The sequence below is a fragment of the Pseudomonas sp. Irchel s3a10 genome (assembly GCF_900187525.1).
Taxonomy (GTDB): Bacteria; Pseudomonadota; Gammaproteobacteria; order Pseudomonadales; family Pseudomonadaceae; genus Aquipseudomonas; species Aquipseudomonas koreensis_G.
This window is the reverse complement of sequence record NZ_FYDR01000002.1, coordinates 901,868-913,462: the sequence shown is the minus strand read 5'-3', so window position 1 is coordinate 913,462 and position 11,595 is coordinate 901,868. Positions and strand designations below refer to the sequence as shown.

12 protein-coding genes are annotated in these 11,595 nt (G+C 59.8%); 9 read left to right on the top strand and 3 right to left on the bottom strand.

The window, feature by feature from the left end:
- Positions 1-15: 15 nt before the first annotated feature.
- The 5 genes from atuD (at position 16) to CKW11_RS09735 (ending at position 5,050) form a co-directional block, all read left to right on the top strand.
- Positions 16-1,173, top strand: coding sequence for a citronellyl-CoA dehydrogenase (atuD, locus tag CKW11_RS09755; protein WP_095137336.1), 1,158 nt, complete (start codon positions 16-18; stop codon positions 1,171-1,173).
- Positions 1,170-1,967, top strand: a complete 798-nt coding sequence (locus tag CKW11_RS09750) for an enoyl-CoA hydratase/isomerase family protein (protein ID WP_095137335.1) — start codon at positions 1,170-1,172, stop codon at positions 1,965-1,967. Before atuD ends, CKW11_RS09750 begins: the two co-directional genes overlap by 4 nt.
- Positions 1,968-2,076: 109 nt before the next feature.
- Positions 2,077-4,038: an acetyl/propionyl/methylcrotonyl-CoA carboxylase subunit alpha gene (locus CKW11_RS09745; RefSeq protein ID WP_095137334.1), complete on the top strand. Its 1,962-nt coding sequence runs from the start codon at positions 2,077-2,079 to the stop codon at positions 4,036-4,038.
- Positions 4,039-4,108: 70 nt separating this feature from the next.
- On the top strand, positions 4,109-4,651 hold the full coding sequence (locus CKW11_RS09740) for an exonuclease domain-containing protein (protein WP_027613412.1): 543 nt from the start codon (positions 4,109-4,111) through the stop codon (positions 4,649-4,651).
- Between the two features lie 114 nt (positions 4,652-4,765).
- Complete coding sequence (locus tag CKW11_RS09735) at positions 4,766-5,050, top strand: pyrimidine/purine nucleoside phosphorylase (protein WP_095137333.1); 285 nt, start codon at positions 4,766-4,768, stop codon at positions 5,048-5,050.
- A gap of 70 nt (positions 5,051-5,120) precedes the next feature.
- On the opposite strand, the gene CKW11_RS09730 is transcribed toward CKW11_RS09735, so the two are convergent.
- Both CKW11_RS09730 and CKW11_RS09725 read right to left on the bottom strand, forming a co-directional pair.
- Positions 5,121-5,927, bottom strand: a complete 807-nt coding sequence (locus CKW11_RS09730; protein ID WP_095137332.1) for an MOSC domain-containing protein — start codon at positions 5,925-5,927, stop codon at positions 5,121-5,123.
- Between the two features lie 198 nt (positions 5,928-6,125).
- Entirely contained in the window at positions 6,126-7,061 is a 936-nt protein-coding gene (locus CKW11_RS09725) for a chemotaxis protein CheV (RefSeq protein WP_095137331.1), read from the bottom strand.
- A 456-nt stretch (positions 7,062-7,517) separates the two neighbouring features.
- On the opposite strand from CKW11_RS09725, the gene CKW11_RS09720 reads away from it, so the two are divergent.
- The 3 genes from CKW11_RS09720 to CKW11_RS09710 all read left to right on the top strand — a co-directional run bounded on the left by CKW11_RS09720 (position 7,518) and on the right by CKW11_RS09710 (position 10,029).
- Entirely contained in the window at positions 7,518-7,988 is a 471-nt protein-coding gene (locus CKW11_RS09720; RefSeq protein ID WP_095137330.1) for a hypothetical protein, read from the top strand.
- A gap of 491 nt (positions 7,989-8,479) precedes the next feature.
- Positions 8,480-9,373, top strand: coding sequence for a sensor histidine kinase (locus CKW11_RS09715; protein WP_095137329.1), 894 nt, complete (start codon positions 8,480-8,482; stop codon positions 9,371-9,373).
- Complete coding sequence (locus CKW11_RS09710) at positions 9,370-10,029, top strand: response regulator transcription factor (protein ID WP_095137328.1); 660 nt, start codon at positions 9,370-9,372, stop codon at positions 10,027-10,029. Before CKW11_RS09715 ends, CKW11_RS09710 begins: the two co-directional genes overlap by 4 nt.
- Here CKW11_RS09710 and yegS read toward each other — a convergent pair.
- A complete protein-coding gene (gene yegS, locus CKW11_RS09705) occupies positions 10,013-10,930 on the bottom strand; it encodes a lipid kinase YegS (RefSeq protein ID WP_095137327.1) in 918 nt (305 codons plus the stop codon). The two genes, CKW11_RS09710 and yegS, sit on opposite strands and share 17 nt — an antisense overlap.
- A 319-nt stretch (positions 10,931-11,249) precedes the next feature.
- On the opposite strand from yegS, the gene CKW11_RS28645 reads away from it, so the two are divergent.
- Positions 11,250-11,558 carry a hypothetical protein gene (locus tag CKW11_RS28645; RefSeq protein ID WP_177439995.1) on the top strand — a complete coding sequence of 103 codons (309 nt, stop codon included), beginning with the start codon at positions 11,250-11,252 and terminating at the stop codon, positions 11,556-11,558.
- Positions 11,559-11,595 lie beyond the last annotated feature (37 nt).

Here is an 11,595-nt window from a genome sequence, read left to right as displayed (position 1 = left end):
AGGAGAACAATAAAAATGATCTTCACCCCGGAACACGAAGCACTGCGCCGCACCGTCCGCCAATTCGTCGAACACGAGATCAATCCGCACGTCGATGAATGGGAAAAGGCCGGGCGCTTTCCGATCCACGAGATTTTTCGCAAGGCCGGCGACCTCGGTCTGCTGGGGATTTCCAAACCGGAAAAATTCGGCGGCATGGGCCTCGACTACAGCTACTCGATCGTCGCCGCCGAAGAGTTCGGCACCATCCATTGCGGCGGCATTCCGATGTCGATTGGCGTGCAGACCGACATGTGCACCCCGGCGCTGGCCCGCTTCGGCTCCGATGAATTGCGCGACGAATTCCTGCGCCCGGCGATCACCGGCGAGCAGGTCGGTTGCATCGGCGTCTCCGAAGTCGGTGCCGGCTCCGACGTCGCCGGGCTCAAGACCACCGCGCGCAAGGACGGCGACGACTACGTGATCAACGGCAGCAAGATGTGGATCACCAACTCGCCCAGCGCCGACTTCATCTGCCTGCTGGCCAACACCTCGGACGACAAGCCGCACATCAACAAGTCGCTGATCATGGTGCCGATGAACACCCCACGGATCAGCCTCAGCTCGCACCTGGACAAGCTCGGCATGCGCAGCTCGGAAACCGCCCAGGTGTTTTTCGACAACGTGCGTGTGCCGCAGCGCAACCGCATCGGCCACGAAGGCGCCGGGTTCATGATGCAGATGCTGCAGTTCCAGGAAGAACGCCTGTTCGGCGCGGCAAACATGATCAAGGGTCTGGAATATTGCGTCGACAGCACCATCGAGTACTGCAAGGAGCGCAAGACCTTCGGTAATGCGCTGATCGACAATCAGGTGATCCATTTCCGCCTCGCCGAACTGCAGACCGAAATCGAATGCCTGCGAGCGCTGGTCTATCAGGCCACCGAGCAATATGTGAAAGGTCAGGACGTCACGCGCCTGGCGTCGATGGCCAAACTCAAGGCCGGGCGCCTCGGTCGAGAAGTTAGCGACAGTTGCCTGCAATATTGGGGCGGCATGGGCTTCATGTGGGACAACCCGGTGGCTCGCGCCTATCGCGATGTGCGCCTGGTGTCGATTGGCGGTGGCGCCGATGAAATCATGCTGGGGATCATCTGCAAACTGATGGGCATCCTGCCGGGGAAAAAGAAATGAGCCCCCTGCCCGACTGCCAGACTCTGCTGCTGGAACAGCACGGCGGCGTGCTGCACATCACCCTTAATCGCCCGGACAGCCGCAATGCGATGAGCCTGCAGATGGTCAGCGAACTGCGCGCGGTGCTGGCGGCAGTGCGTGATGACCGCAGTGTTCGCGCTCTGGTCCTCAGCGGTGCCGGTGGGCATTTCTGTGCGGGTGGCGATATCAAGGACATGGCCAATGCCCGTGCCCAAGGGGCCGACGCTTACCGCGAGTTGAACCGCGCCTTCGGTGCCCTGCTGCAAGAAGCGCAGCACGCACCGCAAGTGCTGATTACCGTGCTGCAAGGCGCGGTGCTGGGTGGCGGATTCGGGCTGGCATGTGTCAGCGATATCGCTATGGCCGACCATCAAGCGCAGTTCGGTCTGCCGGAAACCAGCCTCGGTCTGCTGCCGGCGCAGATTGCGCCGTTCGTGGTGCAGCGCATCGGCCTGACCGAAACCCGCCGCCTGGCACTGACCGCTGCGCGCTTCGATGGCCATCAGGCCCGGCGGTTAGGGCTGGTGCATTTCGTCGAGCAGGATCCGCAGGCGCTGGCAGAACGACTCGACGAAGTGCTCGATCATGTTTTGTGCTGCGCGCCCGAGGCGAATGCGGCGACGAAAAAACTGCTGCTGGCCAGTGCCGGACAACCGTCGAGTGAATTGCTGGATGAAGCAGCGCGGTGGTTCAGCGAAGCGGTGACCGGGGCCGAAGGGATCGAGGGCACCATGGCTTTCGTGCAAAAACGTAAACCTGGGTGGGCCCCTTAAAAGCTTCGCGAGCAAGCCCGCTCCCACAGACGAAACGCATTCCAAATGTGGGAGCGGGCTTGCTCGCGAAGAGGCCAGCACCGACACCGCAAATTCCGAGGGAACAGCCATGCCCACCATCCACAAAATCCTGATCGCCAACCGCGGTGAAATCGCCTGCCGCATCCAGCGCACCGCCCAGGCCCTCGGCTATCGCACCGTCGCCGTATTCAGCGATGCCGACGCCGATGCCCTGCACGTGCAGATGGCCGACCAAGCGGTAAACATCGGCCCGGCAGCGGTGCAACAGTCCTACCTGAACATCCCGGCGATCCTCGACGCCGCACGCCGCAGCGGTGCCGATGCGATCCATCCCGGCTACGGTTTTCTCTCGGAAAACGCCGGCTTCGCCCGCGCCTGCGCAGAGGCAGGTCTGACCTTTATCGGCCCCAGCGCCGAGGCCATCGAGCTGATGGGCAGCAAGCGCCTGTCGAAAATCGCCATGCTCGACGCCGGCGTTCCCTGCATCGCCGGCTATCAAGGCGCAGCGCAAGACGACGCCACCTTGCTGCGCGAAGCCGAGCGCATCGGCTACCCGCTGATGATCAAGGCCAGCGCTGGCGGTGGTGGGCGCGGCATGCGTCTGGTGCACAACAGTGAAGAGTTGCCAGCGCAACTGCGCACCGCCCGCTCGGAGGCGCTGAACGGTTTCGGCAGTGATGAACTGATCCTCGAACAGGCGCTGATCGAACCACGACACGTCGAGGTGCAACTGTTCGGCGACCGCCATGGCAACCTGATCTACCTCGGCGAGCGCGATTGCTCGGTGCAGCGCCGCCATCAGAAAGTCATCGAGGAAGCACCCTGCCCGGTGATGACCCGCGAGTTGCGTCAGGCCATGGGCGAAGCGGCATTGAAGGCTGGTCGCGCGGTGAATTACGTCGGTGCCGGCACGGTCGAGTTTCTGCTCGATGCCGGTGGGCAGTTCTACTTTCTGGAAATGAACACCCGTCTGCAAGTCGAGCATCCGGTGACCGAGTTGATCACCGGGCAGGATCTGGTCGCCTGGCAATTGGCCGTCGCCGAAGGCCAGCCGCTGCCGCTGACTCAGGAACAGATCACGCTGAACGGCCACGCCATGGAAGTGCGTTTGTATGCCGAGGATCCGACACAGAATTTCCTGCCGCAGACCGGTCGTGTGCAGGCCTGGGAACCGGCAGTGAGTCCGGGCGCGCGGATCGATCACGGCTTGCGCGAAGGTCAGTCGATAAGCCCGTTCTACGACCCGATGCTCGGCAAACTTATTGCCCACGGCGCCACCCGCGAGGAGGCACGCCGCAAGCTGCTGCGCGCGGTGCAGGACAGTGTGCTGCTCGGCGTCCAGAGTAATCAGCGTTTGCTGGTCAGCCTGCTGCAACATCCGCAGTTCATCAGCGGCGAGTTCAGCACCGCGTTCATTGCTCAGCACTTCACTGACCACCCGTCTCTGCATGCTTACGCCCCCACCGCCGAGGAACTGGCCATCGCCGCCGTGCTGTTTTATCAGGCTGGCGCGCAGGCGCATCGAGCGCCGCTCAAGGGCTGGCGCAACAATGTCGGCGCACCGCTCGATTACCGCCTCGGGCTTGAACAGCAGGACTGGACCGTGCAAATGCTCGCTGGCAGCGATGATCGCTTCACCGTGAACGTGATGCAGCGCGCACTGGCGCTGACCGTCATCGATTGCGACGAGCGCGCGGTGACACTGGAAGTCGACGGCCTGCGCCAACGTCACGCCTACCGGATCGATGGCGAAGAACTCTGGCTGTTCACCCACCCCGGCAACCTGCGCCTGGAGGATCGAACTCATGCGCTGATCAGCAGTCAGAGCAGCGTCAGCTCCGGCACACTGAAAGCGCCGATGGACGGTGCCATCGTCGACGTGCTGGTCAGCGAAGGCAGCCCGGTCAGCAAGGGTCAGTTGCTGGTGGTGCTGGAGGCAATGAAAATGGAGCATCCGCTCAAGGCCGGCATCGACGGCGTGCTCAAGCGGGTGCAGGTCAAGGTCGGCGATCAGGTAAAAAATCGTCAGGTTCTGTTGCAGGTCGAGTGAGTCGCCAGGCGCAAACGCAAGGTTTGACTACGCTCTGATCTATCAGGACGCGTAAATCAGGAAACCTGCGATGCCCCATTGGCTGGTCATTGATCTGGAAGCCACCACAGATGAAGGTGGCTGGCCGGTTACGGAAATGGAAATCATCGAAATCGGCGCGACGCTGGTCGACCGTGCCGGTCGCGAGCAGGATCACTTTCAGCGCTTCGTCAAACCAACCCGGCGGCCGTTGCTGACGCCGTTCTGCCGTGAGCTCACGCACATCACCCAGGCCAACATCGACGCCGCGCAGCCGTTGAACGAGGTCTGGCCGGCCTTCGAACGCTGGCTCGGCCAACACCAGACGCGCCTCGAAGGCTGGGCCAGTTGGGGCGATTACGACCGCAAACAGTTGCTCCAGGAATGGCAGCGCCTGCAACTCGACAGCCTGCTGAGCCGGGTGCCGCACATGAACCTCAAGCAGCGCTTCGCCAAGGCCCGGCGCCTGGAGCGACCATTGGGGTTGAACGGCGCGCTGCAACTGGCCGGCATGCAGTTCAGCGGGCAACAGCACCGGGCGCTGGAAGATGCGCGCAATACCGCGCGGTTGTTGCCGTTGGTCTTGCCACTCTGAAGTCATGGCGAGAACTCGCCGGACACGCCCCGGGCAGGTGACGGCGCCAGGAGCCTTGTGCATACTGACCGGCCCTTTTTAACCCCTGTTTGCCCTTTTCGAGAGGAATCGCCCATGTTCAAAGTCAACGAGTACTTCGACGGCACCGTCAAGTCGATCGCTTTTGGCACCGCTGAAGGTCCGGCGACCATCGGCGTCATGGCCCCGGGCGAATACGAATTCGGCACCGCTCAGCGTGAAATCATGCACGTGGTCTCCGGCGCGCTGACCGTCAAACTGCCGGACAGCAGCGAGTGGGAAACCTTCGCCGCCGGAAGCCAGTTCAACGTTCCGGCCAACAGCAAGTTCCAGCTGAAAGTCGCCGTTGATAGCGCTTACCTGTGCGAATACCGCGGCTAAGTCCACGGTTTTTCCCGGTAAAAAAATGCCCGTGTCCATGGACACGGGCATTTTTCATTTCCGGCATCGGTTACTCGAGGATTTCCACCGGCATTCCGACTTCCAACTGACCATTGCTGTCATTGACCAGGTTCTGCCCGAACATCGCCCCATCGGCCTGCGCACGGTATTTCTGCAGGGTTGCCAGTGGTTCGCGATCAGCACTGCGTTCGCCGGTCTGCGGATCGATGGTGGTCAGAATGCAGCGCGAGCAAGGTTTCACCACGCGGAACTCGACATCACCGATGCGAATGCGCTTCCAGCCATCCTCGGCGAACGCCGCGCTGCCTTCGATCACCAGATTCGGCCGAAAGCGCAGCATCTCCAGCGGCCGTCCGACCTTTTGCACCAGATCCTCAAGTGACGCTTCGCCAATCAGCAATAGCGGGAAACCGTCGGCGAACGCGACCTGATCGTCCTCGCGGCCATAACCGGCCTGCGTCATGCGCGCGCGATCAAGGGGCACCTGCACCAGACGCGTCGGCTTGCCGATGAAATCGCTGACCCAACGGGCGGCATCATCACCCGCATCCGGAACCCGCAGGGTGTCACGCCAGATGGTCACACCGCGCAGGTCGGAATCGGCCTCGGGCAATGGCACGTCCAGCGCGGCAAGCCCGGGCGCGCTGAGGGTCAGACCGCCCTGCGCGTTCCACAACGCCGACAGCTGACTCATTTTCGCTTCGGCCCGCTGGGTCAGAAAGCGCCCGCTGGCCTCGTCCACGAGCATCCAGCGTCGGTCCCCTGCAAGGCCCAGTTTGTCCAGGCCAATCGATTGCAGAATCTCGGGTTTGCCGGATTTCAACGGGTAACGATAAAGCGCGCTCAGACGCAGCATGGCCAGCTCCCTGGTGGGCAAAAATGCCACCCTATACGAGCTTTATCGGCGAATCAAAGCCTGATGCACGCACCCGCAAAGATAGTTTGTGGCGAGGGGATTTATCCCCGATGGGGCGCGAAGCGGCCCCACTTGAATCAAGAAAGCGGGACTGCTGCACAGTCCATCGGGGATAAATCCCCTCGCTACAGGTTTTCGTCAGGCTGGCACTTCATCGAGCATCAGACGCTGACGCACCACGTCGACCAGTTTGTCCGGCTGGAACTTGGAGAGGAAGTTGTCGCAACCGACCTTCTTCACCATCGAGTCGTTGAAGCTGCCGGACAGCGAGGTGTGCAACACCACGTAAAGACCGCGCAGACGCGGATCGTTGCGGATCTCGGTGGTCAGACGATAGCCGTCCATTTCCGGCATTTCCGCGTCGGTGAACACCATCAGCAGCTTGTCGGTCATGTTCACGCCGGTATCGGCCCAGCCCTTGAGCATGTTCAGCGCCTTCAGACCATCACTGGCGATGTGCATCTTCACCCCGAGCTGGCCAAGGGTGTCACGCAATTGCGAGAGCGCGACGTTGGAGTCGTCCACCAGCAGCACTTCGCGACCACGGGCACGCTCCAGTACCGGATCGTCGAGCTTGTCGCGCGAAACCTTGGCGTTGTACGGGACGATTTCAGCGAGCACTTTCTCGACGTCGATGATTTCCACCAGTTGATCGTCAACCTTGCTGATCGCGGTCAGGTAGTGCTGGCGGCCAGCACTGGTCGGCGGCGGCAGAATCGCTTCCCAGTTCATGTTGACGATGCGATCCACACCACCGACGAGGAAAGCCTGCACCGAACGGTTGTACTCGGTGACGATAATGGTGCTGTTCGGGCCCGGCACCAGCGGGCGCATGCCGATCGCCTGAGACAGGTCGATCACCGGCAGCGTCTGGCCGCGCAGGTTGACCACGCCGCAGACAAACGGGTGACGCTGTGGCATCAGGGTCAGCTTCGGCAGTTGCAGAACTTCCTGAACCTTGAACACGTTGATCGCGAACAATTGGCGTCCGGCCAGTCGAAACATGAGAATTTCCAGGCGATTCTCACCCACCAGTTGCGTGCGTTGGTCTACCGTGTCGAGAATGCCGGCCATCAATGACTCCTGGGCTTGTTCTGATGAATTCATTACTAAGTGGGGTTATCGGCTGTTTATGGCGATTCTTGATCCCCACAAAATTCACCATCAAAATGCCACACACGGGCATTGATGTCACATTAACATCATGGTTTACTGACCCGGTGTTTTCATCTGCTGCATTCTCTTCTGGCGCGACCACAGTTTGCGCCACAGGTTCCCGTGTGTAAGGGAATCCCCTAGGAACAATCAGGCCCAACCTGATGTTCGCAATATCCAATAGCCATTAATGTGACGCCATTCTCATTGCATGAACGGAGTCAGGCTATTGTGTGCGATCGCAGGTCAGTGGAACCCCACCCTCTGGAAAACCTCAGCCAGTGCACTTGCACGGTGGGGCGCGATCTCCCGACGATCCACGAACGTCGACACACACGGCATTCCCTCATCAGACAAGACGCTGTGGAGATAAGCATGCCAATCGACCGTAAAGACTGGGCGCAACGCTTTCCCGAATTTCTCGTCGAAGCTGAAACACTCCTGGCCAAGTCCGAAGAGTGCCTGAGCCACCTGCAATTGATCAGCAACGACAAGGACGCCATCGACTGCATGCGCAATACCCTGCTCAAGCTCGCGAGCCGGGCTGAAGCGCTGGCACTGGAAGCAATCTCCGAGTTTTCCCTGCATATTCACAGCCTGCTCGACGCTGCGCCGGATCACATCGATCTGCACGCACAGGCGCTGAATGCGCTGCAGGACTGTTTCACCTTGATGGCCTGGCAGATCGAACTGGTCGATCACAACACCGGCCAGTTGAGCCTGGATGGCAGCGAACAAACTTCACTGATCGAAGCCTTCGCGTTTCAGGTCGGTCAAAGCCAGTTCAAGCCACCACACCCAACCCGGCCGCTTCCGCTTTTGTCTTACTCTGAGCGTCAGGCCTGATTCGCAGCATTCAACGCGTAAATCCAGGCTGAACATCGGAATCGCTGAATGTCGCAATTGAATAGTTCATACCTGCCAGCGACAATTCGAATTAAATAATCACACCTGACCCCAGCGGATATTTTGCCGCGACCTCAGGGTTTGCCTGTGTCTGCGTAACGATCAACTTCGCACCGCACGGATCTCTATCAAGCACAATAAAGCGACATTTTCCATAATGGAACTCACGTCCAACATGGCGTATTTCCTGACTCGTTGGACATATATGGCAAACGCGACCAACGGTATCTTAAGTGGTATTATGCCGACCGTTAGTTGCTTTCAACTAATGGCACAGTGATTCAGCGACTGTCATCCATCGAACTTGATGGTCGAATATCGTTCACTGTACTTCGTTAAAATCAATAACATAATTGACAGCATTTTCAGACAGAGATCCGCCAGCCACCGGCCGGTCTGCCCGTAGCGAACATCCATTGGCTCCATCCGTTATGTACGCCAGCCTCAAGTCAATCATCAAATGGCCACCGTCCCGGGAAAATGCACGCCGGTTCACACTCATTTTGAGTGTGGTCGCCGCCATTGGCAGTCTGCTGACCTACGGATTGTCTGCTCCGCTCTCACTGGGCCTGCTGCTGTTGAATATTGCCGCCACTGCTTGTGTCTGGGTGCAATACCGGCTGTCACGCAAATCGATCAAGTTTCAGCCTCAGGAACTCGCCGACCGTTTGCTGGAAGTCCAGGAAAACGAACGCCACCGTCTCAGCCGTGAACTGCACGACGACATCGGTCAGTTACTGACAGCGGCCAAGCTGCAAAGTGAATGGCTGAAAAGACGCCTGCCACCCGACTCGCAAGAGCAATGCTCGACACTCTGCGACACCCTTGAAGAAACGCTCAACAAGGTGCGCGATGTCTCCGCCATTCTCAACCCGCGCCAACTGACCAGCCTCGGCCTGGAAGCCAGCCTGCGTGCGCATTTGCTCAAGACGCTGGCCAACACGTCGGTGCACTGGAGCCTCGATTGCCAGCAGCGGCTCAACGGCATTCCGGAAGAAATGGCGGTCGCCGCTTTCCGCATTACTCAGGAAGCGGTGACCAACATTCTGCGTCACGCGCAGGCCAGCAACCTGTTGATCCGCGTGCAACGCCTGCCACAAGGGCTGACGCTGCTGATCAGCGACGATGGCCAAGGCTTTGCGCCTGCCGCGGATCCAGGTCGGGAAGGACAACGCGGCATGGCCGGGATGGCCGAAAGGATCGAACAGTTGGGCGGTACGCTGAACGTCATCAGCGAACCGGGCAAAGGCACTCAAATCGAAGCACTGTTCCCCTGGGCGCCCCGTGCACTCGAACGGGCCAGTACGAATAAGGTTATGCGTTGACTTGTAACTTACTTCTGGTGGATGACCACTCGCTGATCAGGGCCGGCGTGCGCGCTCTGGTGCTCGACATTCCCGGTTACGCAGTCGTTGGCGAAGCCAGCGATGGCTCGCAACTGCTCGAAATGGTCGAGCAACTGGCACCCGATATCGTATTGCTGGATATCTCGATGAGGGAAACCGGTGGCCTGGAAGCCCTGCAAAGGCTCAAGCGCGTAAGGCCACATAGCAAGGTGCTGATTCTGTCGATGCATACCGATCCGGCGCTGATCATGCAGGCGCTGGAATGCGGCGCGCACGGCTATCTGCTCAAGGACACCACGGCCACCGAGCTTGAACATGCCCTGGAAGCCCTGCGCAACAACGAACGCTATCTGAGCCCGGCGATCGCCCATACCGTAATCAATCAGGCGCTGACCCGCACCCAGAAAAACCAGCCCGAGGTGGCCGACTCGCACAACCTGACGGCACGTCAGCTGGAAATCCTGCGGTTGATCGTGCGCGGTAAATCCACCCGGGAAATCGCCAACGGCCTGGGCCTGAGCATCAAAACCGTCGAAACCCACCGCTCGCAGATCATGAAACGCCTGCAGATCTACGACGTGGCGGGTCTGGTGCTGTTCGCGGTGCGCGAACAGATCATCAGTCTGGACGACTGATCAAGCACGCGCCGCCCAACAGCGGCGAATGCTCCGGCAAATGCACCTGCAAGGCGGCGGGGCGCGCCTCGAAACGCAGGCTGTCGCCCTCCAGCGGCTCGCCGTCAAGGTTGATGCTCAGCCCCTCCGCGACCTTGATTTCAACCCAGGGCAAACGGGCCCGGACAAACATACTGTCGAGGCCGAAGCCGTCGCTGAGCAGATTCTTCAGCGTGCCCACCAACTCCTGTGGCGCCGGCAGAATACTGATGTCCAATAGACCATCGTCCGCCAGTGCCTGCGGGCACAAGACGTGTCCGCCGCCCGCCTGACGACCGTTACCGATACCCAATGCGAGCAGCTCGCCACTCCAGTGAAAGTCCGGCCCTTGCAGTTCGCCGTAGGCCGCGTGCAGCTCACTGAAGCGCGACAAACCAGTGAACAGATAAGCGGCCCCGCCGAGCACTTTTTTCAGATCTTCAGAGGTATTGGCCGTGACCTGACTGCCGAAACCACCCGTCGCCATGTTCAGGAAAATCTGCCCCCCGACTTCGCCCAGGTCAATCTTGCGCGGTGGCACGTCGAGCATTTCCAGCGCCTCGGCCGGTTCCAGCGGGATCCCCGCCGCGCGGGAAAAATCGTTGGCCGTTCCTAGCGGCAACAGCACCAGACTGGCCTCATCCGGATGCGCGGCAAGCGCTTCGGCGATATCGCGCAACGTGCCATCTCCGCCTCCGGCGATGATCTTCCGATAGCCGCCCGCCAGAGCTTCTTCCACCAGACGCTGAGCGTCACCGGCCTCCCAGGTCAGCCGTACAGCCAACTCCCAGCCCTGCTTGCGTTTGCTTTCGACGGCGGCGCGCACCGCCTCATTGAGTGCCTGCTTGCCATGCAGAATCAACAGCGCCCTGCGTTCACTCATATCGGTCACTCCCCACGATTGAATCGGTGTGAAACATCTTGACCACTGGCGCAGGCAAAAAAGCCATGGCAGCACCATTTAATTCAAGCGAATGACCTGTCGCGTCCTACGCGACGGTATTTTTTCTTACAACATGTGAGGAATCGGCTCAATTGACCGGACACGCTCCTTGATTCACCTTGTGCAGGTGGTATCAATTTTCGAATTTAACAACACAAGGATGTGCAGGTAATGATTGGATACACCCTCGGAACTGATGACAGTCTGGATGACGGCAAGGCCAGTGTGCTTGCGATTGGAACAGCCGATGGACATTTCCATGCCAAGCCATGAAGCCAGAATTGCAAATAGCCCGGTTGCCCCTCTGGACGAAAGTCGCGCCAGTCACAAATCCGATTTCAGAAAGAATGCCAGAACCGCTGGAGAGGTAGATATGGAACCGCGCGTGACCGAGCTGGAAACCCACCTCAAATACATTCGTCGGGATATGGACGAAGTCCGCGCGGATGTTAAGACCATCAAGCACCGTCTCGCCTATTCGGCGGGTGCAACGGCGGTGGTCCTGGGACTGCTGGGATGGGTTGCCAACAGCCGGTTCGATCAGTTGGTCACACTGATGAGCCATTGACAGGGACATGCAGGCATCGACGCAGTATCGGTCGAGC